Raw genomic sequence first — 24,204 nt, 5'->3', positions numbered from 1 at the left:
TCGCTCCTTACGCTTTCTCGATGTTGACCAGAAACGCCTTATACTCCGGCGTTTGCGAGTTCGCATCGCCGACGTTGGGTGTCAGGGTATTGGCGATGTAGCCTTTCTGCGCCATCCCTTCAAATCCCCAGTGCAGCGGAATGCCAATGGTTTCCACCTGCTGGCCGTTAACGTGCAGCGTGCGCAGACGACGCGTAACCACCGCCACTGCGCGAATAAAGCCACGCTTGCTACTGACCTTCACGCGGTCGCCGTTGGCAATGCCTTTGGCTTTCGCCAGCCCTTCGCTTATCTCGACAAACTGTTCCGGCTGCGCGATAGCGTTCAGGCGCGCATGTTTGGTCCATGTGTGGAAATGCTCCGTCAGGCGGTAAGTGGTGCCGACATAGGGGAACCTGTCTTTCTTGCCAAGACGGGCGGCATCGTCTTCGTACAGACGGACGACCGGACTGGAGATCACGTTTGGGTGCAGCGGGTTCGTGCCGAGCGGCGTTTCCATCGGCTCGTAGTGTTCCGGGAACGGCCCTTCTGCCAGCTTATCAAGCGCAAACAGCCGTCCCAGCCCTTCCGGCTGCATGATGAACGGATTGGTCGCGCTGCCCGGCGGGGCGGTGTTGAAGTCCGGGATATCGTTACCCGCCCATTTACTGCCGTTCCACTGGATCAGCATGCGTTTCGGATCCCAGGGTTGACCGTTGATATCCGCCGAAGCGCGGTTGTAAAGCACGCGGCGGTTCATTGGCCACGCCCAGGACCAGCCCAGCGTATTGCCAAGCCCTGACGGGTCAGCGTTATCGCGGTTAGCCATCTGGTTGCCTTGCCCGGTCCAGCTACCGGTATAAATCCAGCAGGAAGACGCGGTGGTTCCGTCGTCTCGCAACAGCGCAAAACCGCTCAGTAACTCCCCTTTCTTCGCAATCAACGCCCCCGCTGGGTCGTAGAGATCCGCCAGCGCAATGCCGTTGTTCTCTTTTGCTATTTCCTCAGGTTCGGGGCTTTCAGGTTGCTTATACGCCCAGCGCATTTTGAGCAGCGGCTCAATACCTTTGCCGCCTTCGCTTCGATACATCTCGCGCAGGCGATGGTAAATCCCGGCCAGAATTTCACCGTCATTGCGCGCTTCGCCCGGCGCATCTTGCCCCTTCCAATGCCACTGTAGCCAGCGCCCGGAGTTGGCAATTGAACCCTCCTCTTCGGCAAAACAGGTCGATGGCAGACGGAAAACTTCGGTCTGGATGGCCGTCGGATCCACATCATTCATTTCGCCGTGGTTCTGCCAGAAATTAGAGGTTTCCGTGACCAGCGGATCGATAACCACCATGTATTTCAGCTTGCTCAGGCTGCGCACCACTTTGTTTTTGTCCGGGAAAGACGCCACCGGGTTAAAGCCCTGGCAGAGGTAGCCTGTGACATTGCCTTTATCCATCATGTTGAAATACTTGATAACGTCCCAGGACTGATCCCACTTCGGCAGCCAGTCAAAGCCCCAGTTGTTCTCCTTCTGCGCGGCATCGCCATAGAAGGATTTCATCAGACTGACGAAGAACTTCGGATAGTTACCCCAGTAGTTCACCTGATCGGGCAGCATGGCTTTCGGTGTATTTGCCGTGAGATAAGTTTGCAGATCTGCCTGTTTTTCTGACGGCAGCGTCAGATAGCCCGGCAGACTAGTCGACAGCAACCCTAAGTCTGTTAAGCCCTGAATATTGGAGTGACCGCGCAGCGCGTTAACGCCGCCGCCAGCCATGCCCATATTGCCGAGCAGAAGTTGGATCATCGCCATGGTGCGGATGTTCTGCGCACCCACGGTGTGCTGCGTCCAGCCCAGCGCATACAGAAAGGTGGTGGTCCGGTCTGCCGCGCTGGTGGAGGCCAGCACTTCGCAGACTTTCAGGAAGTCTTCTTTTGGCGTACCGCAGATATTTTCCACCACCTCCGGCGTGTAGCGGGAAACGTGCGTTTTTAGCAGGTTCCACACGCAGCGCGGATGGGTCAGCGTTTCATCCCGTCTGGCATAGCCGTTTTCATCGAACTGATAGTGCCAGGAGGATTTATCGTACTGGCGTTTTTGCGCGTCATAGCCGCTGAACAAGCCGTCATCAAAGGCAAAATCGTCCCGCACCAGCAGGCTGGCGTTGGTGTAGTGCTTGACGTATTCGGCATTGATTTTGTTCTTTTCGATCAGGTACAGCAGTACGCCCGACAGGAAAGTGATGTCGGTACCGGAACGGATTGGCGCATAGATATCCGCCACCGACGCCGTACGCGTAAAACGCGGGTCGACGACAATCAGCGTCGCATCGTTACTGTTTTTTGCTTCCAGCGCCCAGCGGAATCCCACCGGATGTGCCTCAGCGGCGTTACCGCCCATCACCATCACGACGTTCGCGTTTTTGATATCAACCCAGTGGTTGGTCATCGCACCGCGACCAAATGTTGGAGCAAGACTTGCTACCGTTGGTCCGTGTCAGACGCGTGCCTGGTTGTCTACCGCCAGCATGCCGAGAGAGCGCACAAATTTTTGCGTCAGCATGCCGGTTTCATTGCTGGCTGCCGAGGCGCACAGCATCCCGGTGGAGAGCCAGCGATTGACCGTTACACCTTGCGCATTCTTCTCTACAAAGTTGGCGTCACGATCATCTTTCATCAGTCTGGCAATACGTTCGAAGGCGTCATGCCAGGAGATGCGCTGCCATTTGTCAGACCCTGGGGCGCGGTATTCCGGGTAGCGCAGACGGTTGTCACTGTGAACATAATCGAGCAGGCCCGCCCCTTTCGGGCACAGCGCGCCACGGCTGACCGGATGATCCGGGTCACCTTCAATGTGATAAATCGATTCACGGGCATTTTTCGCCCCATCACCCAGGCTATACATTAATAGCCCGCAACCTACGGAGCAGTATGTGCAGGTATTTCGAACCTCTTTCGCACGCAGGAGCTTATAATTTCGCGCCTGCGCCAGTGCCGCTTTGGGGGCAAATCCCAACGCAGCAACGGTTGTCCCGGCCATACCACCCGCGCAGATTTTAAAAAACTGCCTGCGGCTGACGTCCATTGTGTTCCTCGTTATATGAAGAGAGCCCCTGAATAATTCGAGTTGCGCAAAGGCGGCAAGAGAACGGATTCCCTGGTGCTTACGAAAAGCGAACGCAGCCAACACATCGGCAACTTGAAATATGACGGGTGTACTGGCGAGGAAAACTAACAGCTATATCCCTGCGTAATTTGCGGCAAATCAATATTGCAACGCACCAACTTCTTAATAGTCTTTTCTGGCGCATTTAATTACCCCTAAAGGGGTGATATTGCATCGTGATTTATTAGTAGGCATGCTAAGTAAAGTGCTATAAATTCCCTCTTTGCTGTTTTTTAAGGGAATAGAGTTACATGAATAAGAAGAGAGCCACGCTGACCGGGCTGTTAGCCATCGTGTTGTGGAGTACGATGGTGGGTCTGATTCGCGCAGTTAGCGAAGGCTTAGGTCCGGTCGGCGGTGCGGCGATGATTTATACCCTGAGCGGCATTTTACTTATTCTCACGGTCGGTTTTCCCGATATTCGCCGTTTCCCTCGCGGCTATTTACTGGTGGGCAGCGTTTTATTTGTCAGCTATGAACTCTGCCTCGCCCTGTCACTGGGGTTTGCCGCAACACGCCAGCAGGCGATAGAGGTCGGCATGGTTAACTATTTATGGCCGAGCTTAACCATTTTATTTGCGATCTTGTTTAATGGACAAAAAGCTACTCTGTGGGTCATTCCGGGACTCATTCTGGCTGTCATAGGGGTGAGCTGGGTATTGGGCGGCGAACAGGGATTGAACCTTCACGATATTACACAAAATATTCTCTCAAGCCCGTTAAGTTATTCTCTTGCTTTTGCCGGTGCATTTATCTGGGCAGCTTACTGTACCGTCACCAGTAAATATGCCAAAGGGTCGAATGGCATTACGCTCTTTATTTTGCTGACGGCGGCAACCTTATGGATAAAATTTGCCCTGACCGATCAACCCGCCATGCATTTTACACTTCCTGTGGTGATCAAACTGGCAATGACCGCCGTCGCGCTGGGCTTCGGCTACGCTGCCTGGAATACCGGCATTTTACACGGCCACGTTGCCGTACTCGCTGCCGCGTCGTACTTCACACCGGTACTCTCCTCGGCGCTGGCAGCCGCCGTGTTGAGCGCCCCGCTCTCGTTTTCCTTCTGGCAGGGCGCGTTTATGGTGTGCGGCGGATCCCTGCTTTGTTGGTGGGCGACACGGCATCAGTAGTGATCATTGCACCCCACGTTCATTTGAACTAAAATTAATATCAAATGAACAGACGGAGCAGAAAAATGCAACTCTATACACCGGGCGTACGCGCGATCCCGCATGACCTGCTCAGCATCCTGGGGCTTCCCGCCACGGCGATTGCCGCTCATGACAGCATCAATGCCGGTCTGAGTGCAGGTGTGTTGCGTGATATCGCTGGCGCCGTCTCTCTTGATGAAATCACGCTGTGCCGAATGGCTGGCATTGATCGTAATACCTATAGCCGCAGGCTTAACAGCGCGGAAAAACGCTTTTCACCAGAACAGAGCGCGCGCGTCTACACGTTAGCGCGAGTGATCAGCGCTGCTCGTGAGTTATTTGAAGGTGACAGCGGGCGTATGGCCACCTGGCTCAATAAACCCGCGAAAGGCCTTGGCGGTAAAAAACCCGCCGAGCTTCTCTCGACACCCGCCGGTGCGGAAGCGGTACTGACATTGATTGGTCGTCTTGAGCACGGTGTGATCGGCTAATGGAAACAGTCACCTTCTGGCGTCTGGTCAAAGAACGCTATGCGCTGACCGCCTTCGACGGCTACGGAGCCCGAACCTTTGGCGGACGCTGGAATTCGCCGGGGCATGAATGCGTCTATCTTGGTGAATCAAAAGCCCTCTGCGTGCTGGAAACACTGGTACATCTTGAGATTGAAGATATCGCCCAGGGCTACTGTTTCTTAACGCTTGATGTACCGCGTAATCTTATCGCGACGCTGGATTTGACCGCCCTGCCCGAAGACTGGAAATCTGACCCGCCGCCTGTTTACACGCAACACATCGGCGATGAGTGGCTGGCATCAAAGCAAAACGGACTGGTACTGCGCGTCCCCAGTACCATCACCGGCGAATGGAACGCGCTGTTTAACCCCGAACACCCACAGGCGGCGAAAGTCCTCAAAAGCGTAAAGTCCGAACCCTTTATGCTGGATCCCCGTCTTAGCCGTCCTTGCTAGCCTGTCTGTCGACACCTTTAAGGCTCAGCCACACGCCGACCGCCAGCACCATCAGCATGATGCCGGCGGTACTTAATGCCACGCTATGCGACGAGACGAACGCGGTTCTGGCCGCATGCATAATCCCCTCCGCCAGGGGGGATGAGACCTCTTGCGCCAACTGGAATGCCTCACCAATTGATGACGATGCCAGCGCTGCCTGCGTGTCATTTAACCCCGCGGGTAGCGTAATCGAAGACGAGAAGCTGCGGGTGAGAATCAGACCAAAGAGCGCGATGCCAAGCCCTGCCCCCAGTTCGTATGCCATGGTTTCAATAGCCCCTGCGGCGGCGGCTTTCTCTTTCGGGGCTGCCGCCATGATGGCCGCTGTCGAAGAAAGTAACGCACTGGCCGCGCTAAACCCCAGCAGCGCCATCAGGATCCAGGCCTGAGTTTGTTGGGTGGAAAAGTTCGTTACCGACAGTCCCAAAAAGCTAAAGGCACTCAGCGCCATCCCGCCGGATGCCACCTGGCGTAAGCCGAGACGGGAGACCAGCATACCGGCTATCGGACCACTGAACCCGCTCGCCAGCATCACCGGCAGCATAAACAGTCCGGCTGCAAATGGCGTAAAGCCGTGAACAAACTGTAACTCCTGCGCCATCAGCAGCTCAAAACCGACCAGGGCAACCATGGCTGTCACGGCCATTAACACCCCGCTCAGAATGATGCGATGCGTGAACAGGCGCAGATCGATCATCGGGACAGGCGCCGCCAGCTGCTGACGCACAAATCCGGCCAGCAGTGTCGCCCCCACTAAGAACACCGCGATCACCCCCCAGGCGGCAACGCTACCTTTGAGCGCCGTTTTGGCGCTCCATACCAGCATGAGAATAGCCGCAATCAGCATCACCGCCTGGCTGAGATTGAGTGGTTGCTGATGCCGCCCCGGCTGGCGAGGCACATAACGCGCGGTCAACGCCATCACCACCATCACGATCGGCACATTGACCAGAAACACGGCGCCCCAGTTGAAATGAGCCAGCAACCAGCCGCCAATCAACGGGCCAAACGCGGCGCCGCCGGAGCCTACCGCGGCCCAGACGCCAAGCGCCATATTGCGATGTTCTGTTTTTGAAAATGTGTTGCGGATACCGGCAAGTGTCGCCGGAACAATCATCGCCGCGCCGATGGCGAGAATGGCGCGCGAGGCAATCAACTGTTCGGCGCTGGCAGACATGGCCGCCAGAAAAGAGGCCAGCCCAAAAAGACCGCTGCCCGTTAGCAACAAGCGTTTAAAACCGATGCGGTCTCCCAGCGCCCCCATGGGTAACACCATGCCCGCCATCACCAGAGAATAGATATCGATGATCCACAATAACTCATTACCGCTGGCTGCCAGCTCTGCACTCAATGTCGGTGATGCCACGTGCAAGACGGTGGCATCAATAGCGACCGGAATATAAACCAGCACGATAATGACCAATGTTAACCACTGACGAACCATAATTTCCTCATAACTTATGTTGGACACGCGTCCAGAATGGCGATCCTACGGAAAGTTGAACAACTGTCCAGCTTTTTGTTAGACTCCGTTTCCTTTACGTTTAGGGGGATGTATGGGCTATTTGAGTCGGGATGAGCGCCGGGAAGTGATCCTGCAGGCGGCGATACGCGTTGCGTTAAGCGACGGATTTGCCGGGATGACCGTGCGCAGGATAGCCAACGAAGCGGGTGTCGCCACGGGCCAGGTGCACCACCATTTCAGCTCGGGCGCAGAGTTAAAAGCGCAGGCGTTTGTGCGGGTGATGGGCGAACTGCTGGATGTGGATCTGTTACCCGAATCCGCAAGCTGGCGCGAACGGTTGCATGCCATGCTTGGCAGCAATGAAGATGGCTTCGATCCCTATATCCGTCTGTGGCGGGAAGCCCAACTGCTGGCAAGCAAAGAGCACGAGTTAAAAGGCGCTTATGTGCTGACGATGGAAATGTGGCATGAAAAGGTGGTCGATATTATTGATGCGGGCGTGAAAGCGGGTGAGTTTATCCGCCATGATTCGACGGAAAACATCGCCTGGCGCTTAATTGCCCTGGTCTGCGGGCTTGACGGCATCTATGTGCTTGGCATGCCAGATGTCGACGATGCGGCGTTTGATCGACACCTGGATGCCATGATTCATCGCGAGTTGTTTTACGCCCCTTCCCCATGAAGATCGAAACGCGACATCACGGTGTCGAGCGCTTCAACGCTGAACCCATAATGCGGATCATCCGTACCCAGGCCGAATCGTTGCTGCATGATGTCATACAACGCCTGGGTATCCGGTAAGGTCTTCTCCTCCACCGCATGCCCGTTGCGCCAGTGGGTGAAGTGATAGTTAGTCAGCGTCAATTTCCCGCCGTCCGGCTGATGCAGGCACATCAGCAAATGGTGGCGAAAGTGCGATTGCGGCCAGTGCGCCGAGTGGAAATTCCCCATCACAAAATCGGCCTGATACTGCTGCCCCATCTCAAATTGGTAAATAGACTGCCAGCGATCGTGGTGGCGAAACTGCAAAATCCAGTCCGGCCCGGCCTGTTGAAGGCGGTACAGACCATGCGGCGTCGCCTGCTCAATATCCGCCTTGAGGCGTACAGGCGCAGTGAGCGTGAGCCCGCCAAAGCCGACATCCGCAATCCACTGCTCATCCCCTAACGTCACCAGCACGACACGGTGCGTGCGCGGCGGCATCTGCGGCGGATTTGCCAGCACCACACGCCCCAACAGGCTGCGCACCTCAAAGCCGATTTCGCGCAATACGCGCTCAAACAGGCCATTTTGTTCAAAGCAGTAGCCGCCACGACGGGCAATCACCAGTTTATTAAAGATGGCCTCATCGCTCAGTTCGATTTCCCGAGGCAGAACGACCTCAATATTTTCAAACGGAATGCTGCTGTTATGCTGCAGATGCAATGTACGCAATGTTTCCAGATTTACAGCCGGGACAGCGGAATAGCCAATACGGGCGAAATAGTCGTCCAAAAACGAGGTCATAAGAAGCTCCTGCAATAGATGTCCTTCTGTTATATCTCATTTTTGTCAGGGCACAGGGGATTTTGTGCCGTGGATTTATCGTTGTGTGCTCCGCTGCATAATCGCCAGCGCGGTCAGCATCAATGCGAGCCCGGTAATGAGCGTCAGCGTCGCCATCGCCATGCCTTGCCCAACCGATCCCTGTTCAAACTGCCGCCAGATAAAGATCGCCACCGTTTGCGTTCCTGCCGGGGCCAGCAGCAGCGATGTCACCAGCTCACGCGACGCGATAGCAAAAACCATCAGCATCGCCGCCAGCATGGCCGGAAAGACCAGTGGCAGAACAATAAAACGCAATGCCTGCAAGGGGCTGGCGCCATGAACACGGGCTGCTGGCTCCAGATTCCCGCCTAACTGACGCAGCGCACTCCCGACATAGCGCACCGGCCAGGGCAGCAACAGGCAACAGTACGAGAGCAGCAAAATAGCCCAGGTGTTGTACGGCGAGACGGGCCAGAACGTGCGGTTCCACAAGAGAATCAGCCCCACCCCCACTACAATACCCGGTAGCGCGGCGGGCATCAGCGACAGCGCGTCTATCACACTGCGCCCTTTGATGCGCTGAACCACCACAAGCCAGGCGGCAAGCAGCCCGACAAAACCAGTGATCAATGCTGACGCAAAAGCCAGTGACAAACTGGTCCCCAGTGCTGTTAAGGCATCGCCCTGCTGAGCAAACAGCGCGGCATAATGGGCAGTCGTGGCGTTTGCCAGCGATAAGCCGCCCGACAGGGTCGACATCACGCCGGTGATCGCCATGGACAGCCCCGGCACCAGCACCGCCAGAAAGCCGACAAATGTCATCGCCCCTACCACCGGCACGGTCGCGATACCCAGTTTCGCCCCCATATTTTCCGTGGGTTTACCCGTCACGCTTGTCACGTCTTTTCCACCGGTCAACTTGCCCTGTAACCACCAGGCGCTGAGCGCAATCACGATCAGAATCAGCGACAGCATCGAGGCGCCCGGCAAGTCGATGGGCCAGTCGGCCAGTTTTTTTTCAATACCAACGGTCAGCATCACCACGCCGGAACGGGTGCCCAACGCGGCAGGTACGCCATACTCTTCAATCGCCAGAGTGAAGGCCAGCAGCATGCCTGCCGCCAGCGAAGGCGATAGCATAGGCAGCGTGACATGCCAAAAGGCACGCCAGGGCGTTGCGCCATGCACGCGGGCAACCAGCGCCAGACGCTGCCCGCTGGCAAGCAGGCTACGGGATACCGCGAAGTAAACGACCGGAAAAATATTGAGTGTCATCACCAGCACGATCCCGCTTTTGCTGAATAGCAATGCATTGAGATCGAACCCCAGTAACTGGGCAAGGTAGCCATTGGTTTGCAAAACCAGCATCCAGGAGAGCGCCGCAATATAGGGCGGCGTCAGAAACGGGATCAGAAACAGCAGATCCCACATCCGTGGACAGGGTAAATCGAACAGCCCACGCGCCACCCCCAATGGCAGGCCAATACAGGCGCTCAGCAGCGCAACGCCTGCGGCAATTTGCAGCGTTCCGGCAAACATTGCCGGGAGTTGTGGTTCAGAAAACAGTGGGCGTAACCCGGAAAACGCGCCCTGCAAGGAGCCAGCGCTAAATTGCGGGAAAACAGCCTGCAGAACAATAAACAGCAACGGCAACGCGACCAGAACCATCAGCACGGCCACGGTCACAAGCGAGATTAATCGTTGGTTCACGGCGAGTATCCAGAAGACGGGGTTGCCCCCGTCAGATGATGATTACTGAGCGAAAAGTGTGTTGAAGCGCTTGAGCACGGCGCCGCGCTCGCTGGTGCCGTCGTTTTTGGTCGGCAGAATTTTCAACTCGTTAAAGAGAGGACGTTTAGCCTGCACATCGGTACGCGCTGGCATCAGCCAGGCATCGGCCACCAGTTTTTGTCCTTCCGGCGACAGCACATAGTCCACAAACGCTTTAGCGTCAGCTTCATGTTGGGTGGATTTGAGGATCATCATGGGACGTGGCGCAATCACGGTACCACTGGCCGGGAAGATGACTTTCAGTGATTCACCCTGCTCAATGTTGCCATAGGTAACATAGTCAACCGCGCCAAACACCGCTGCTTTTGCACCTTGCATCACCGGTGTGACCGCCTGGGCGTTCGGACCGCTAACCACCATGCCGTTTTTCTTGAGTTCATCAAACAGTGTCCAGGCGCCTTCGCCCATGCCGTTTTGCAGACCGATCAGCAGGTCCAGCGATGCGCCAGACAGGGCCGGATCCGGGGTAGTGACTTTGTCTTTAAACGCAGCCGCCGTCAGATCTTTCCACTCTTTCGGCTCTGGCGTACCGCTTTTGGTATTCCAGACGATACCCAGCGCGGAAACGCCCTGGGCGACATAATCCGTACTTTTGAGCATCTCAGGCACCTTTTCGGCGTTGGCGCTTTGGTAAGGCAGCAACCAGCCACGGTTATGCAGATCTTCTGCGGTGTCCCAGGAGGCGGAAATCAGAATGTCCGCCTGTGGGTTGGCCTGCTCAGCTTCAAGGCGCGCCATGACTTTGCCGGTTGTGGCCTGGAAGATATCCACTTTCACCCCGGTTTTTTTCTCAAATCCGCTGGCAAGACCTTTCGCCAGCGAGCCCGGACCGGCGGTATAAACGGTGAGCGCATGAGCGCTGGACATCATAGCGGACGATAACACCATGGCTAAAGCAACTCCTTGTTTCAAAGATATTTTCATGCAATTTCCCCTGAGGTTGTTGTAATAGAACGAATCGTGTCTACACGTCCGGCAGATAAATGAACAATACGATCAGCGAGGATCTCGGCTTCACGGCGATCGTGGGTGACATAAACGGCGGTGATGCCGAGCTGGCGAAGCAGAGAGGCCATCTCACGGCACAAAGATTCGCGCAGCTCACTGTCGAGATTGGAAAGGGGTTCATCAAACAACAACACGCGCGGCTCGGCGACAATGGCCCGTGCCAGCGCCACGCGCTGCTGCTGGCCACCCGAGAGCCCGGAGGGTTTGCGCTTAGCAAACTCGCTAAGGCCAACGCGCGCCAGCGCTTGCAGGACACGGTCTTCACGTTCAGCGCGCGGGACATTACGCATCTTTAACGGGAAAGCGATATTCTCTTCCACCGTCATATGCGGCCACAGCGCATAGTCCTGAAAAACCATGCCAATATCACGGGACTCCGGCGGCAATGCCCATCCGGCCTTCGCCACCAGACGCGAACCGAAGGTAATGGTGCCGTCAGCAGGTTGTGTTAATCCGGCAAGTAAACGCAACAGCGTACTTTTGCCGCAGCCTGAGGGGCCGAGCAAAGCCACGATAGTGCCTGCGGGAATAAGGAGATCGATCTGATCGAGAACGGTGTTGCTGCCAAAGGCATACGACACACCGTCCAGGCGGATTTCTGTGAACGCGTCCATTAGCCCTCTCCCACAATGAGAAAGCGTCTGACACCCGAGGTCTTCATCCAACGGGCCGCGTCCACCTGCACGAACGTCAGGGGAGCATACATATTGTTATCCTCTTTGGGATTTGATGCGGCTGACTATAGGCAGGAAATGTGACGTATAAATTACGCTAATGTTGCGTCTTGATTTATATAGAGGAATAGTAAACCCTTAGAAGATCTCTCCTGATTTTCCCTAATATAAAAAGGTGATTACGTGCGTATCGCAACGATCACAAATTTTGCATACATCGCAACCGTTGTTCTGACACTCTCTTCCGGCTTTGCGCTGTTCAGCGCATCCGGTGCGGACCGGGCCGAACGTGCCGCCGTCGCCCAGAGCCGCCTTTTTGCTACGCTGACCGATGACCTGGAACGAGAAGCGTATGCGTTGAGTGACCTTGCGCGTGAGGCGGTGGTGAAGCGGCAGCCGGAGAATATCAAGGCCTGGCGACAAATGCTGGAGACCGATGTCCAGTTCGAAAACCATCTTCTGGGTTTACACGATAACGGCGCAACGTCAGCAGAAATACTGATCCTCCGGGATGGCCTTAAAGTCTTTGATCAACTTGAAGATGAGCAGCGTGCTGCCATAGCCGCTGTGGAAGCGGGCAATGTTAATGAAGGCATGAATATCATCTTTGGTCAGCAGTATGAAGACCAGCTTGCCCAGGCCGAATACCGCTTTGCCCATTTTCGCAGTTTGTCGGACCAACGCACCGAGAACGTCATTGCCGAAGCAACGGCGCTATCGCAACGGCTACGCACGGTGTCAGAAGTGATGGTGGCGATTACCGCCCTGCTTTTCTTGTTTGTGCTGGGTTTTATTATCAAACACCGCATCTTGCGCCCGGTGGTCACGCTGAGCGACGTGGTGAACCGGCTGGCGACACAGGATTATGCGGTAGAAACACCGGTACTGGCGCAGGTAGATGAAATTGGCGATATGGCACAGGCCATCCATATTTTTCGTGAGAACGGTCTGGCCCGACAGCGTCTGGAGCAAGAACGTGATGCCGAGTGGGCTTCGCGCACACTGCTGGCGAGGATGACACAACGTCTGCAGGGCTGCGATTCCCATGCGGGCATTGTCAGGGTCGTCGGCCGTTTCGCGCCGAAAATCATCCCCGACATGGGGGGGCGACTCTACATTCTGGATTCACGGACAAATCGCATGAAATGTGCGGCCCGCTGGCTCCTGCCGCCGGGCGAGGATGCCCCCTTTACCCCCGATGCCTGTTGGGCATTAAAACGTGGACAACTACACTGCCCGTCGCACGACTCCGTAGATATGCCCTGCGAACATCTTGTGCCGGAGGTGGCCGCACGGGCCATCTGTGTTCCGTTAATCGCGCAAAACAAGATTATCGGCCTGCTCACCTTTGATAATGAGCAGCAGAAAGAGCCGACCTACGCCTATCTGGAACTGATGGCAGAGACCATCGCGCTTGCGCTGGCAAACCAGATATTGCGCGATACCCTGACAGAAAAAGCGACCCATGATTCGCTGACCGGGTTGCGTAATCGCCATAATCTGGATGAGACCCTTCGCAGCCTGGTTGATCAGTCGATGGCAAACGGAACTTCGCTGAGTTGCCTGATGATCGATATCGACTACTTTAAAAAGCTTAATGACAGCCACGGACATGAAGCGGGTGACAAAGTGCTGCGCGACATTGCCCGGTTGTTACAGGACACGGTGGGCGATAACGGGATTGCCTTCCGCTACGGTGGCGAGGAGTTTCTGATTATTTTGCCGGATACCAGCGAGACCGATGCCAAAAAACTGGCAGAACGGTTACTGCAAAGCGTACTGGACCATCGCATATTTTATGAGTCGCATGATATCGGGCAGGTTTCGATCTCTATCGGTCTGGCTACCTGGCCGCAGCATGCGCGGGCGGCAAATCTGATCCGGGCAGCGGACCTTGCGCTTTATATGGCTAAAGAACAGGGGCGCGGCCAGATTGTGGTCGCCCGCAACGCCAACGCACCGCAGACGCACCTTTCCTCCTGATATGACGGCTGCGCGGCAATGCGCGCCGCCATTTCGTTACAGTGTCACTTGTTCACAGTCTGCCTGCAAGCGATCGGCCTCTTCCTGCGGCATCCCGGCGCGCACTGCCGCCGCAAAAATCCCCTGCCAGCTCCCCGGATCCAACGGAATCCCCTGCGCCTTACGCAGACGACGGTTGTTCTCTTCCCACTCGCCTGGCACCAGAATCGGCCCGTCATTACTATGCGGCGACTGTTTCACCCATTCAACGAAAGCCTGCGTTTGTTGCTGCATATCCGGCGCGGCAAACATGTCCGGGTTTAAAATAAGGGTGGTCATACAGTTGAAAATAGCATCGACGCTGGCCTGCAAAGAGCCCTGATGTGTGGTCTGTCCGCCGGATAAGGCTCCCCCCATAATTTCGCACAATGCCGCCAGCGCGTAGCCTTTATGTTGCGCAAACGTCACCAGTGACCCCAGCGGCGAACGATGCATAACCGCCGGGTCGTTAGTGGGAAGCCCCTGCGCGTCAATAAGGCAACCATCGGGCACCGGCTCGCCTTTGTGGTAAGCCACGCGCGTTTTTCCAAATGCAATGGCGCTGGTTGCGTAGTCCAGCAACAGGGGCGATTGCCCTTCCCGGGGGAAAACTACGCAAAAAGGATTTGTTCCGAACCGACTGTCTTTTCCGCCAAACGGGGCCACCATCGGATCGCCGACGACGTTGACAAAATGGATGGAGATAAAACCGGCTGCGGCACACTGTTCGGCCCAGTAACCAATACGTCCGATATGATGGGAATTGTGAAGCGCAACGGCGGCAAGGCCATGTTGTCGGGCCTTTTCAATGCCCAGTGAGATAGCCTCATGCGCAGCGACCTGACCAAAAGCCTGATTGCCGTTCAGGGTGACCACCGCGCCCATATCTTTCACCACGCTGGCATGGCGGTTGAGTTGCAGGTAGCCCTGTTCAAGGGAGCGAATATAGCTCGGGATCATCCCTACGCCATGAGAATCGTGTCCGGCAAGGTTTGCCGCCAGCAAATGGTCCGCAACCAGGCGAGCTTCCTGTGGTTCGCTGCCCGCATGGTGCAGGATTTTCTCGATAAAATAATGTAAGCGCTGGGGATGAAGACGAAGCCCTGTATCCATTGATAATTGTCCATTTATTATGTTGTTGTCTGCATTTCCATGCTGCATGTGAGCTTGCCTGAGGTCAATAACTGTACGGGCACAGAGAATAATGGCCTGAAGATTGTTTCTGTGCGGGATAAACATTCAATGCACGGTGTCAGTACCGGGCATCTGTGCTTTAATTCCTGCACGACAAAACGAAGGAGTGGCTTATGAGTTTTTTCCGTCCGGTGGCGCTGGATCACGCCAGCCGCTTGCTGAATCACGGCCCGACCATACTGATTACCAGTCGTGATGAGAGTATCGACCGTCGCAATGTCATGGCGGCGGCCTGGTCAATGCCCGTTGAGTTTTCCCCCGCCCGCATCGCGATCGTGGTAGACAAAAGCGCCTGGTCGCGTGAACTGATTGAACGCAGCGGTATGTTCGGCATTGTGGTGCCGGGCGTGGCGGCAACCCGCTGGACCTGGGCGGTGGGCAGCATTAGCGGTCGCGAAGAGGATAAATTCAACTGTTACGGTATTCCGGCCATCGCTGGCCCGGTACTGGGGCTGCCGGTCGTAGAGGAAAAATGTCTGGCGTGGATGGAATGCCGCCTGTTGCCGCCTACTGCCGCAATGGAAAAGTATGACACCTTGTTTGGTGAGGTGGTCTCGGCCGCTGCGGATGAACGCGCCTTTAGCAACGGCCACTGGCAGTTTGATGATGACCAGTTGAACACCATCCACCATCTGGGCGGCGGCAATTTCGTCACCAGCGGCAAGTCGATAAAAGTTCCGGGTTAACCTGCAACTCGCCCCGGTAAGCGCAGCGCCACCGGGGACAATTCCCCGTCCTAAGATCTTCTTAAAGGCGAGCAGCCCTTCACCATCAGATGCGAGAAATCCGGCGTCGCTCTTCACTCGGCGTAATACCGAACACTTTTTTATACAGCGTGGTGAAATGGTTGCTGTTAGCAAAGCCGCACAGATAGGCAATATCGGTAATGGTCGCGTCAGTCTCACGCAATTTAACCCGCGCAGAAACCAAACGCAGGCGCTTAATATAGCTGTCGGGCGTTAAGCCGGTAGCCTCTTTGATATGACGAAATGCTGTACGACTGGTCAGGTGAAACTGCTCGGGCAGTAGCGACCAGTCATGTTCCTGAAAACAGTTTTCCTGAAGGTAATGCAACAGCTTATGCAGCTTATATTTGGTGTTGCTGTATTCCGCCTCCGATTGCGCATGCAAAATGGTAGTGAGCAGTTGAAAAAAACAGGATTCGCGCAGCGCGCATTTATCTTCAGACTGCATAGCAGATGCGAATATTTTCTCGATAATGCGCTTACACTGGGCGCGCGTATCGGGGGCTAACCAGCCATAACGGGCCGCCTCGTGACCGGAAAGCGAAAGTAATAATGGGGTTATATCTGTTAAATAACGGAAATTAACCATAGGGTTAATCAGGATATTAATCAACTTAAGCGTACCCAGCTCATCGTAAAAATGAAAATCAGGGCCGCGTACGAAAAATACATCTCCTTGCTGAATATACATAGGCTTGCCATTAATAACGTGCAAACCATGCCCCTCTTCCACAATAACCAACTCATCGAACTCATGACAATGCTCACAGCCATTGTCTTCCGGATCGCTGGAATAACGCGCAAGTTTGGTTGTTACCGTCGGAAAATAATACTCAACTGTCAGTTTATTCATTCAGGATACCGAAAATGAGGAACGCTCTTCCTGCACAATAATGCAAAGCCGGAGGGACAACGAGCCCTGTTTAATAAATTGTGATCGCAGGCGATATCACCACACTGTCATTGCCATTGTCACATCTACTTTGGCATTCCGGGAGTGGCCCGCCGCGCGCTGCATATTCTATCCTGCCTCCACAATGAAAACAGAGGATGCAGCATGTCTCAAGCGCTACAACAAAACCCCAGTATCACTATGGTGCGCCACGCCGATTTTCTGGCGACGGCCGAGGCGTTAAAGCCACAATTTCACCGCGCAATGTTACAGCCGCTCCGACAAGTTATTGCCCTGCCTGATGTGGAGGCAATTCACGGCTGGCGCGCCGAAGACAGCGGTACTCTGGAAGAATTCTATGGACGGGAACTGAATACCGGCGATAGCGTGATCCTTGATTTTGGAACCCATTGCGTGGGGCATTTGTCGTTACGCTGCCATGCGGTGGGTAGCCCACCGGATGCGCCGGCCCACATCCGCCTGACGTTTGGTGAAACCCTCAGCGAAGTCACCGAACCGTTTAGCGAATATGAGGGCTGGCTGTGCCGCAGTTGGTTACAACAGCACGACGAATTTATCGATCTGTTGCCCGCCACGCTGGAGCTGTCACGTCGCTACTGCCTGCGCTACCTGAAAATCGAGGTGATGGCGGTATCGCGTAAATATCGCCTGTGCGTCGACAATGTGACTCTCACCACCGTCAGTTCGGCACCGGCTGAGTGTCTGCCCTGTCACTCAGTGGATCCGCTACTACGGCAAATCGATGCGGTCTCGGTACACACCCTGCGCAACTGTATGCAGGACGTTTTTGAAGATGGTCCTAAACGTGACCGCCGTTTGTGGCTGGGAGATTTACGCCTGCAGGCGTTGGTTAACGACGTGACCTTTGCCCGGCACGATCTGGTACGCCGCTGCCTCTATCTGTTTGCCGGTAACACCCGTGAAGATGGCATGCTGTCTGCCAATATCTTCGTCCAGCCTCAGGTCATTGCCGACGACACCTTTCTTTTCGACTATGCCCTGTTCTTTATCGATGTGCTGTTTAACTACCTTAGCAGCACCGGCGACAAACAGACCGCGCAAGAACTGTGGCCCACCGCCTGGCGTCAGGTTGAGCTGGCGCTTGAGCGTTGTGATTCCAGTGGAATTGTCCGTGACGATGAGACCTGGTGGTCGTTTATCGACTGGCATGACGAGCTGAATAAACAGGCAGCCTCGCAAGGCGTACTGATCTTCTGCCTTGAGCGCGCCCTGTCACTGGCCAAAGACTACGACGTCAGCAAGGTGGCGTTACTGACAAAAACGCTGGAGCGCCTGAAAGCCGCGGCTTACCGCGCATTCTGGGATGAGACGTGTGGCTTCTACGTTAGCGGCGCACATCGGCAGATCTCCTGCGCTTCGCAAGTCTGGCTGGTCCTGGCCGATGTTGGCAGCGCTGAACAGCAACGTCAGGTTATGCAACGCCTGCTGGCACAGCCGCCGGAAATCGGCATGAACACCCCCTATCTGCGTCATCACTTTATTGCTGCCCTGCTCAAAACGGGCCTGCAACAACAGGCGGTGACCGAAATTAAAGCGTACTGGGGTGCGATGGTGAAGCACGGTGCGGACACCTTCTGGGAATTGTATGACCCGCAACGTCCTGAGTATTCTCCGTATGGCAGTAAAATAATTAATAGCTACTGCCACGCGTGGAGTTGTACCCCGGCCTGGTTTATTCGCCAGTACGGACTTTAATCACAACAATAGTGAGTTTTTCTATGGCTGAAATAACATCTACCCTGTGGCGGCAGCGTGTTGGTTATGGCATCGCTGACCTCTCCTGTAACCTTGTGTGGCAATTAATCTCGCTTTATTTGATGTTTTTTTATACCGATGTAATGGAGCTACCTGCTTATTACGTGGGGATTATGTTTTTAGTGACTCGCCTGGTTGATGGCGTTGCTGATGTATTAATGGGGCTGGTCATCGACAATACGACAACGCGCTGGGGGCGTTGCCGTCCGTATTTATTAATCGGCGCGGTTCCTTTTGGTTTACTCTGTGTACTGGCGTTTTATGTGCCGGATTTTGGCACCACCGGTAAATTAATCTATGCCTTTTTAACGTATCTGTGTTTGTCGTTTTTATATACCATCGTCAATATTCCGTTCTGCGCGATGCTGCCCTTTATTACCAATGATTCGCGCGAGCGTACGACGTTGTCGACGGTGCGCATTTTGCTGGGCTCATTAGGTTCAACGATTGTCGCCGTGGCAACCTTGCCGCTGGTCAATACACTGGGCAAAGGCAATCAGACACAAGGTTTTTTCTACACGGCGATCGTGTTTGGCGTGATTGCGACTTTCTTTTTGCTCATCAGCTTTCGCAATGTGGAAGAGAAAATCAGCATTGCCCAGGAGCGGATGACCTTAAAACGCGCGTGGACGGGCCTGAAATCCAATCAACCATGGTTTGTCTTTGCCCTGAATATCTTCCTGATGTGGGGTGCGTTCTTTTTCCAGACCGGCGCACTGGTCTATTTTTTCCATTATTACGTGGGTAATGTCGAACTCACCGCAATTATTGCCGGGATCTCCACCTTCGTTCCCCTGCTCGGAACCTTAACGGTGCCCGCGCTTGCCAGCCGCATGAAAAAACGGCACGTCTATCTGGTGGCCAGTTCCATCAATCTGATTGGTATGGCGGTGATGATTGTCTCTGGTGTACAGACGCTGGGGCTGATGATTGGTGCGGTCATCCTCTCACTCGGCGCAGGCCAGCGTACAGCAATCTACTTTTCGATGCAGGCTGACCCGGTGGATTACGGCGTGTGGAAAACGGGTATCAATACCGCCGGGATTTTAACCTCCATCAACGGTTTCCTGGGCAAAGTTGCGATGGCCGGTGCCGGGGCGATCACCGGTATCCTGCTCTCCTCCGGCGGCTATGTTGCCAACCAGACCCAGAATGAAACGGCGCTGCTCGCCATTAAATCCTGCTATCTCTACATTCCAGCCGCGCTCATCATCGCCTCAATGATCTGGATTGGTCGTTTTTATCGACTGGACGATCATTACGAAGCCATCCGCGCCGACCTTGATGCCGGAAAACACGCGCCTGCGGATAAACTCGCCTTACAGGGTGAACGTACGGCGATATAACCACACTCAAATATAAAAAACCTCTGACTTTTAAGGACTTTTATGCGTATCACACTGATTAGCGCAGCGGTTTGCTGCGCCTTTTTTGGGGTAAATACGGCGCAAGCTGCCGCTCTGACGGTTGAACAGCGGCTGGCATTGCTGGAATCGCGGCTTAATGACGCGGTTAATCAGGCCAGCGAGGCGAATGCCAGAGCCAAAGCGGCAGAACAGCGAACCATCAGCGCCGAGAACCGGGCCAAAAACGCGGAGCAACAATTACACGCTCTTAACGCGCGTACCACCGTCAGTGAGCAAAAAATGCAGGCGACGGAGAACAAAGTAAACGCGCAGGCAAGCAAAAGTACGCTCGGTGACGGCGTAGAATTTAATGCCTATGCCCGCTCCGGCATGCTGGTGAACAACCACGGTAAAGGTGGGCGCGGCGGCCCTGGCGTCTCCCCTGCCAGCTCGTTAAACGGTGATGCGCATGTCGGGCGTCTGGGCAATGAAAAGGATAACTATGTCGAGCTGAGTCTCGGCAAGAAAATGACTTTTGATGATGGCTCATGGGCGCATTTTAAAACCATGATTGCCGACGGTGCGAATAACCCGGATCCCTGGGTTCAGGACAACGACAGCCATCATATCAACGTGCGCCAGCTATATGTAGAGATGGGCAATTTTGCCGATTTCTCCGGTCCCGTTAAAAATGCCTCTATCTGGGCGGGTAAACGCTTTGACCGGGATAACTTCGATATTCACTTTACCGACAGCGATATCATGTTCCTCGGCGGGACCGGCGGTGGGATCAATGACGTTCAATGGGGGGAAAACGTACGCGGCGATTATTCGGTCTATGCGCGTAACTTCGGCGATCTGGGCAGCGATCACTACGACGATAATGACGTCCAGAACGTGATGTTTACCGCTAACCACTTCTTTGGTGACCACCTGCAACTGATGCTCACCGGCATGACCGCCCAGGGCAACGACACGCTGAAAGACCGGACGTCGACTACCGGAAGTTATGCGCTTCGCAGCGACAATACCGCTAAAAACGGCTATTACGCGATGCTGGCCTGGCATGACAAGCAGCAATTCTACGGGCTGGCGCCAGGAGTATCGGAAACGGCGTTACAATACGGTGGCGGCCTTGGCGCAGAAGCACGCCAGCCGGGTAGCGATGGCGACCTGACGGATAACGCCACCTCGGTGCGTTTTGCCTCGTACGGTATTCTACCTGTGGCAAAAAACTGGGAAATCGCCCCATCGGTTATCGCCCAACACAGCGAGGATCGCTATCGTGACGGCGACCGTTATGACTGGGTTTCCTTTAACCTGCGTGCGTCACAGGCCATTACGCGCAACTTCGCCCTGCTCTATGAAGCGTCCTGGCAGTATATGGACCTCGACCCGAACGGACGCACCTACCGCTCCGACGATACGCTGTACCGCTACCAGAAAGTGAAAGGCGACTTCTACAAACTGACCTTCGCGCCGACATTTAAAGTCGGTGATATTTTCGATATCAAAGCACGTCCGGAAATTCGCTTTTTCGCGACATGGATGAACTGGGATAAAGCGCTTGACCGCTATGCAGTCAACGATGACTTTGGTAGCAAAGGCTTTACGGCAGGCGGAACCTGGAACTTTGGGGTGCAAACGGAGATTTGGTTCTAAAACAAAGGCGGGCACGGTGCCCGCCGATACCCCCCGGCCCCTTTTGGGGAGAGGGTTGGGGTGAGGGGAAAAGCGTGTGCAGACATTTCCCCGCAAGCCATTACATCTGATAACCGGGCTTCTTAATGAGCGTGTCCATCTGCGGCCCGATTTCCGTATCCCATACTTCGCTTTTCCACGCATCCGGGTCGATTTCGGTTAACGCGACGCTGATGGAACTGTCTTTGCTGCTTAAATGACGGGTGATCACATCGGCTATATCGGCCGCCAGCGCGGTTTTTTGCTCATCGTTCAGGTCACGGGGAAAACATTTGATATCAACATGTGGCATGGTGTGCTCCTTGTAGTGGGACAACCAACCTACCACACTGAAAAAACGTCAGTTATCAAATAATGTCGTTACGGCGCAAAACGGACTGCAGCCTGGGTTCGGCGCAAACCGCATCGGCAATCGCGCTGATTTTCGGCGTGTTTTCCTTAAACCAGTCATGCCGTGGCCCCCAGGTTCTGATTACACAGATATAGATATCCAACAACGTTAGCTGTTCGCCAAACGCGTAAGGCGTGGCGTGTAACTGCTGTTCCAGCCAGATATAGAGTGATTTGCGATAGGCGATACAGTGGTCGCGCAATTCTTGCGCCGCACCGGGAACGAAGCGTTCGGGATAGTCGGCATAGGTGAATGTCGGGTAAATATTTGCCACCAGCCAGACCAACAGCCGCCAGAACTGATTACGTTCAGGCGTGCCCGTCGGCGGCGCCAGGTGCGGGTGTTCATCGAGGATCATTAACGCAATGGCAGCCGATTCCGTCATGATGCTGCCATCGTCAAGTTGCAGCGTAGGCACCTGGCAAAGCGGGTTGAGTTTCAGCAATTTTTCCTGGTTATGCCCCGGCGAATCGAACCCTTCAACATTCTCAAACTGATAAGGGATATCTGCCAGCGTCAGCATCAGCTCACTGATGGCTGAACCCCAGCCGGGTGCGCCATAAACGGTGATCATATGACCTCCTTTCTTGCGAGTGAACAGTAAGTCTATGTCAAACTGGCAAGAAAGGCGTCGACCTGCTGTGGGCTGGTAAGACGCACAAAGCGGATGTGTTGATATTGCGGGTTCGCCATATCGGCCGCATAACGCACCCGGTTATGGCGCCAGGTTTTTAATGTCCAGATGAGGATTGACTCGCGGCTTAAGAATGCACGGCGGAAACTTTCCGTATTGCCGGTGCCAGGCCACAGCTCTTTTCCCTGCCATACCCGGCGAATCACCCGAAGCACCGCCTGGCGCAGGGTACGCCAGAAACCATAATCCAGCCAGATAACCAGATCGACATCCCGCCATTTGATCGGACGGGATCGGTTATAATTGCCGTCCAGTACCCAGCCTGGCGTGGCATTCAGCGTCTCTTCTAACAATGCGTAGAAGTCCTCATCACTGCGCCCTTGCCACTCCGGCAGCCAGTAAAGCCTGTCCATTTCGATATACGGCACATTAAGCTGCGCGGCCAGCCGCCGCGAAAGCGTGCTTTTACCGCTACCGCTAGTGCCGATCACATTAATTTTCATAGCGTTATGCCGAATCTCTTTCTACAAAATGAAATCCAATATCCACAATGGTTTCTTGCTGAGGCAGCCCTTCGATGCGATCCGCCAGCAGCGTGGCGGCACGTTGACCGATAACCTGCCGGTCGACGCTGACCGTTGTGATGGAGGGATGGGTATCGGCGGCAAAATCCAGATCACCAAAGCCAATCACCGCCAGATCCTGTGGCACCCGTAATCCGCTGGCCTGTGCTTCGACAATCGCCCCCTGAGCAAGGGTATCCGAACTGCAAACAATCACATCGAAGCTACCCTTTTTCAGCAAATCGCGAAGCCCCTGCCGCCCCGAGGCGAAACGCGCCGGGAGCGAGACATCCACAAAAGCGGGCTCGCGAATATCATTACGCGCCAGCGTCTCGCACAGTCCGCTTTTACGCAGCGCCGCACGATTATCCACCGTCCACAGCAAGCCGGGGCGTTTATAGCCTTTACGCAGCAAATAATCCGCCGTCGCCTCCCCCACCTTTTCATGGGAAAAGCCCACCAGCATATCCAACGGCGTAGGGGTGAGATCCCATATTTCTACCACCGGTACGCTGGCATTGAGGATCACACGCTTTAATTCCGTTGAGTGGTGGATCCCTGTGAGAACAATACCGTCCGGACGACGTGATAAGAGCGTAGCCACCAGCTCTGCTTCCGTTTGCTGGGCGTAACCCGCCACACACAGCAGCATATGATAACCGCGTACCGCCAGCTCATCGCTTATCGACTGAATGGTATCGACAAACATGCTGTTATTGATTTGCGGGACCACAACGGCAATCAGTTTGCTGCGCCGGGACGCCAGCCCCCCCGCCAACGCGTTGGGGATGTAGCCGGTGGCCTTGACCGCCGCGAGCACTTTTTCCACGGTTTTAGGACGCACCAGTTGCGGGGTGTTAAGTGCCCGGCTGACGGTCATTGATGACAACCCCGCCGCGCGGGCGACATCTTCTAATGTGGGGGCCCTGGGGGGCACAGGACGAGAGGTTTTCGACATGTAAACTCACAACGGCTTCTTTTTGTGACAGGGATTATAAGCGATTTGTTAGCTTAATTCGCTTCTCTCTCATTATTTTAATCAGCTTTAAAATCAGTAGATTAAAAACAGAATCACACCGTAATGTTAGCGATATCATTTAAAGTTGGGCAATGTCACAAACTGTTTTGAAGTGTGAATTAGCACATATAAAACCCCTGATTGATGTCTCTTATTG

At 54.8% G+C, this 24,204-nt stretch carries 21 protein-coding genes; 9 read left to right on the top strand and 12 right to left on the bottom strand.

Annotated features, from left to right (window positions below; translation table 11 throughout):
- Nucleotides 1–7: 7 nt before the first annotated feature.
- Nucleotides 8–3,055, bottom strand: a complete 3,048-nt coding sequence (gene fdnG, locus IP582_RS12525; RefSeq protein WP_193796153.1) for a formate dehydrogenase-N subunit alpha — start codon at nucleotides 3,053–3,055, stop codon at nucleotides 8–10.
- 332 nt (nucleotides 3,056–3,387) lie between these two features.
- On the opposite strand from fdnG, the gene yddG reads away from it, so the two are divergent.
- The 3 genes from yddG to IP582_RS12510 all read left to right on the top strand — a co-directional run bounded on the left by yddG (nucleotide 3,388) and on the right by IP582_RS12510 (nucleotide 5,257).
- Complete coding sequence (gene yddG, locus IP582_RS12520; RefSeq protein ID WP_193796152.1) at nucleotides 3,388–4,269, top strand: aromatic amino acid DMT transporter YddG; 882 nt, start codon at nucleotides 3,388–3,390, stop codon at nucleotides 4,267–4,269.
- Nucleotides 4,270–4,334: 65 nt separating this feature from the next.
- Nucleotides 4,335–4,781 carry an antitoxin Xre/MbcA/ParS toxin-binding domain-containing protein gene (locus IP582_RS12515; protein ID WP_193796151.1) on the top strand — a complete coding sequence of 149 codons (447 nt, stop codon included), beginning with the start codon at nucleotides 4,335–4,337 and terminating at the stop codon, nucleotides 4,779–4,781.
- Entirely contained in the window at nucleotides 4,781–5,257 is a 477-nt protein-coding gene (locus IP582_RS12510) for an RES family NAD+ phosphorylase (protein WP_193796150.1), read from the top strand. The genes IP582_RS12515 and IP582_RS12510 overlap by 1 nt, the downstream gene beginning before the upstream one ends.
- Here IP582_RS12510 and IP582_RS12505 read toward each other — a convergent pair.
- Nucleotides 5,241–6,743, bottom strand: a complete 1,503-nt coding sequence (locus IP582_RS12505; RefSeq protein ID WP_193796149.1) for an MFS transporter — start codon at nucleotides 6,741–6,743, stop codon at nucleotides 5,241–5,243. The two genes, IP582_RS12510 and IP582_RS12505, sit on opposite strands and share 17 nt — an antisense overlap.
- Before the next feature lie 112 nt (nucleotides 6,744–6,855).
- On the opposite strand from IP582_RS12505, the gene IP582_RS12500 reads away from it, so the two are divergent.
- Nucleotides 6,856–7,446 carry a TetR family transcriptional regulator gene (locus IP582_RS12500; protein WP_193796148.1) on the top strand — a complete coding sequence of 197 codons (591 nt, stop codon included), beginning with the start codon at nucleotides 6,856–6,858 and terminating at the stop codon, nucleotides 7,444–7,446.
- Here IP582_RS12500 and nhoA read toward each other — a convergent pair.
- The 4 genes from nhoA to IP582_RS12480 form a co-directional block, all read right to left on the bottom strand.
- Complete coding sequence (nhoA, locus tag IP582_RS12495; RefSeq protein ID WP_132439285.1) at nucleotides 7,428–8,270, bottom strand: N-hydroxyarylamine O-acetyltransferase; 843 nt, start codon at nucleotides 8,268–8,270, stop codon at nucleotides 7,428–7,430. The two genes, IP582_RS12500 and nhoA, sit on opposite strands and share 19 nt — an antisense overlap.
- Nucleotides 8,271–8,345: 75 nt before the next feature.
- Nucleotides 8,346–10,001 carry an iron ABC transporter permease gene (locus IP582_RS12490; protein ID WP_193796147.1) on the bottom strand — a complete coding sequence of 552 codons (1,656 nt, stop codon included), beginning with the start codon at nucleotides 9,999–10,001 and terminating at the stop codon, nucleotides 8,346–8,348.
- Between the two features lie 42 nt (nucleotides 10,002–10,043).
- The gene (locus tag IP582_RS12485) at nucleotides 10,044–11,006 is read right to left on the bottom strand and encodes an ABC transporter substrate-binding protein (protein WP_079497456.1); all 963 of its coding nucleotides are present in this window, start codon (nucleotides 11,004–11,006) and stop codon (nucleotides 10,044–10,046) included.
- Nucleotides 11,003–11,704, bottom strand: coding sequence for an ABC transporter ATP-binding protein (locus tag IP582_RS12480; RefSeq protein ID WP_193796146.1), 702 nt, complete (start codon nucleotides 11,702–11,704; stop codon nucleotides 11,003–11,005). The genes IP582_RS12485 and IP582_RS12480 overlap by 4 nt, the downstream gene beginning before the upstream one ends.
- 243 nt (nucleotides 11,705–11,947) lie before the next feature.
- Between IP582_RS12480 and IP582_RS12475 the strand changes: the two genes are divergently transcribed.
- Nucleotides 11,948–13,747, top strand: coding sequence for a sensor domain-containing diguanylate cyclase (locus IP582_RS12475; RefSeq protein WP_193796145.1), 1,800 nt, complete (start codon nucleotides 11,948–11,950; stop codon nucleotides 13,745–13,747).
- Nucleotides 13,748–13,783: 36 nt separating this feature from the next.
- Here the strand turns inward: IP582_RS12475 and IP582_RS12470 are convergent, their stop codons facing one another.
- The gene (locus tag IP582_RS12470) at nucleotides 13,784–14,878 is read right to left on the bottom strand and encodes a malate/lactate/ureidoglycolate dehydrogenase (RefSeq protein WP_193796144.1); all 1,095 of its coding nucleotides are present in this window, start codon (nucleotides 14,876–14,878) and stop codon (nucleotides 13,784–13,786) included.
- Between the two features lie 194 nt (nucleotides 14,879–15,072).
- Here IP582_RS12470 and IP582_RS12465 point away from each other — a divergent pair, with 194 nt between their 5' ends.
- Complete coding sequence (locus IP582_RS12465) at nucleotides 15,073–15,645, top strand: flavin reductase family protein (protein WP_039079068.1); 573 nt, start codon at nucleotides 15,073–15,075, stop codon at nucleotides 15,643–15,645.
- An 85-nt stretch (nucleotides 15,646–15,730) separates the two neighbouring features.
- Here the strand turns inward: IP582_RS12465 and IP582_RS12460 are convergent, their stop codons facing one another.
- A complete protein-coding gene (locus IP582_RS12460) occupies nucleotides 15,731–16,558 on the bottom strand; it encodes a helix-turn-helix domain-containing protein (protein ID WP_193796143.1) in 828 nt (275 codons plus the stop codon).
- A 204-nt stretch (nucleotides 16,559–16,762) separates the two neighbouring features.
- On the opposite strand from IP582_RS12460, the gene IP582_RS12455 reads away from it, so the two are divergent.
- The 3 genes from IP582_RS12455 to IP582_RS12445 are packed head-to-tail and all read left to right on the top strand — an operon-like array spanning nucleotide 16,763 to nucleotide 21,402.
- Nucleotides 16,763–18,334 carry a sugar hydrolase gene (locus IP582_RS12455; protein WP_193796142.1) on the top strand — a complete coding sequence of 524 codons (1,572 nt, stop codon included), beginning with the start codon at nucleotides 16,763–16,765 and terminating at the stop codon, nucleotides 18,332–18,334.
- Between the two features lie 23 nt (nucleotides 18,335–18,357).
- Nucleotides 18,358–19,740, top strand: coding sequence for a glycoside-pentoside-hexuronide (GPH):cation symporter (locus IP582_RS12450; RefSeq protein ID WP_193796141.1), 1,383 nt, complete (start codon nucleotides 18,358–18,360; stop codon nucleotides 19,738–19,740).
- A gap of 42 nt (nucleotides 19,741–19,782) precedes the next feature.
- Nucleotides 19,783–21,402: a carbohydrate porin gene (locus IP582_RS12445; protein ID WP_071194159.1), complete on the top strand. Its 1,620-nt coding sequence runs from the start codon at nucleotides 19,783–19,785 to the stop codon at nucleotides 21,400–21,402.
- Nucleotides 21,403–21,502: 100 nt separating this feature from the next.
- Here IP582_RS12445 and pptA read toward each other — a convergent pair whose 3' ends face one another.
- Genes pptA through IP582_RS12425 form a run of 4 tightly spaced genes read right to left on the bottom strand, consistent with a single transcriptional unit; the run spans nucleotide 21,503 to nucleotide 23,987 of the window.
- Nucleotides 21,503–21,733: a tautomerase PptA gene (gene pptA / locus IP582_RS12440; RefSeq protein ID WP_039079069.1), complete on the bottom strand. Its 231-nt coding sequence runs from the start codon at nucleotides 21,731–21,733 to the stop codon at nucleotides 21,503–21,505.
- Between the two features lie 55 nt (nucleotides 21,734–21,788).
- The gene (locus IP582_RS12435; protein WP_193796140.1) at nucleotides 21,789–22,406 is read right to left on the bottom strand and encodes a glutathione S-transferase family protein; all 618 of its coding nucleotides are present in this window, start codon (nucleotides 22,404–22,406) and stop codon (nucleotides 21,789–21,791) included.
- Between the two features lie 32 nt (nucleotides 22,407–22,438).
- Complete coding sequence (locus tag IP582_RS12430) at nucleotides 22,439–22,969, bottom strand: AAA family ATPase (protein ID WP_193796139.1); 531 nt, start codon at nucleotides 22,967–22,969, stop codon at nucleotides 22,439–22,441.
- A gap of 4 nt (nucleotides 22,970–22,973) precedes the next feature.
- Entirely contained in the window at nucleotides 22,974–23,987 is a 1,014-nt protein-coding gene (locus IP582_RS12425) for a LacI family DNA-binding transcriptional regulator (protein ID WP_193796138.1), read from the bottom strand.
- Nucleotides 23,988–24,204 lie beyond the last annotated feature (217 nt).

The sequence above is a fragment of the Citrobacter sp. BDA59-3 genome (genome assembly GCF_015167655.1).
Lineage (GTDB): Bacteria > Pseudomonadota > Gammaproteobacteria > Enterobacterales > Enterobacteriaceae > Phytobacter > Phytobacter diazotrophicus.
Note: the sequence above shows the minus strand (reverse complement) of the source record. Positions and strands in the feature narration are given on the sequence as shown.

Excerpts from the sequence above, each read along its gene's own strand:
- yddG (WP_193796152.1), top strand. The coding sequence starts at position 3,388 with ATGAATAAGAAGAGAGCCACGCTGACCGGGCTGTTAGCCATCGTGTTG.
- IP582_RS12515 (WP_193796151.1), top strand. The coding sequence starts at position 4,335 with ATGCAACTCTATACACCGGGCGTACGCGCGATCCCGCATGACCTGCTC.
- IP582_RS12510 (WP_193796150.1), top strand. The coding sequence starts at position 4,781 with ATGGAAACAGTCACCTTCTGGCGTCTGGTCAAAGAACGCTATGCGCTG.
- IP582_RS12505 (WP_193796149.1), bottom strand. The coding sequence starts at position 6,743 with ATGGTTCGTCAGTGGTTAACATTGGTCATTATCGTGCTGGTTTATATT.
- IP582_RS12500 (WP_193796148.1), top strand. The coding sequence starts at position 6,856 with ATGGGCTATTTGAGTCGGGATGAGCGCCGGGAAGTGATCCTGCAGGCG.
- nhoA (WP_132439285.1), bottom strand. The coding sequence starts at position 8,270 with ATGACCTCGTTTTTGGACGACTATTTCGCCCGTATTGGCTATTCCGCT.
- IP582_RS12485 (WP_079497456.1), bottom strand. The coding sequence starts at position 11,006 with ATGAAAATATCTTTGAAACAAGGAGTTGCTTTAGCCATGGTGTTATCG.
- IP582_RS12480 (WP_193796146.1), bottom strand. The coding sequence starts at position 11,704 with ATGGACGCGTTCACAGAAATCCGCCTGGACGGTGTGTCGTATGCCTTT.
- IP582_RS12470 (WP_193796144.1), bottom strand. The coding sequence starts at position 14,878 with ATGGATACAGGGCTTCGTCTTCATCCCCAGCGCTTACATTATTTTATC.
- IP582_RS12465 (WP_039079068.1), top strand. The coding sequence starts at position 15,073 with ATGAGTTTTTTCCGTCCGGTGGCGCTGGATCACGCCAGCCGCTTGCTG.
- IP582_RS12460 (WP_193796143.1), bottom strand. The coding sequence starts at position 16,558 with ATGAATAAACTGACAGTTGAGTATTATTTTCCGACGGTAACAACCAAA.
- IP582_RS12455 (WP_193796142.1), top strand. The coding sequence starts at position 16,763 with ATGTCTCAAGCGCTACAACAAAACCCCAGTATCACTATGGTGCGCCAC.
- IP582_RS12450 (WP_193796141.1), top strand. The coding sequence starts at position 18,358 with ATGGCTGAAATAACATCTACCCTGTGGCGGCAGCGTGTTGGTTATGGC.
- IP582_RS12445 (WP_071194159.1), top strand. The coding sequence starts at position 19,783 with ATGCGTATCACACTGATTAGCGCAGCGGTTTGCTGCGCCTTTTTTGGG.
- pptA (WP_039079069.1), bottom strand. The coding sequence starts at position 21,733 with ATGCCACATGTTGATATCAAATGTTTTCCCCGTGACCTGAACGATGAG.
- IP582_RS12435 (WP_193796140.1), bottom strand. The coding sequence starts at position 22,406 with ATGATCACCGTTTATGGCGCACCCGGCTGGGGTTCAGCCATCAGTGAG.
- IP582_RS12430 (WP_193796139.1), bottom strand. The coding sequence starts at position 22,969 with ATGAAAATTAATGTGATCGGCACTAGCGGTAGCGGTAAAAGCACGCTT.
- IP582_RS12425 (WP_193796138.1), bottom strand. The coding sequence starts at position 23,987 with ATGTCGAAAACCTCTCGTCCTGTGCCCCCCAGGGCCCCCACATTAGAA.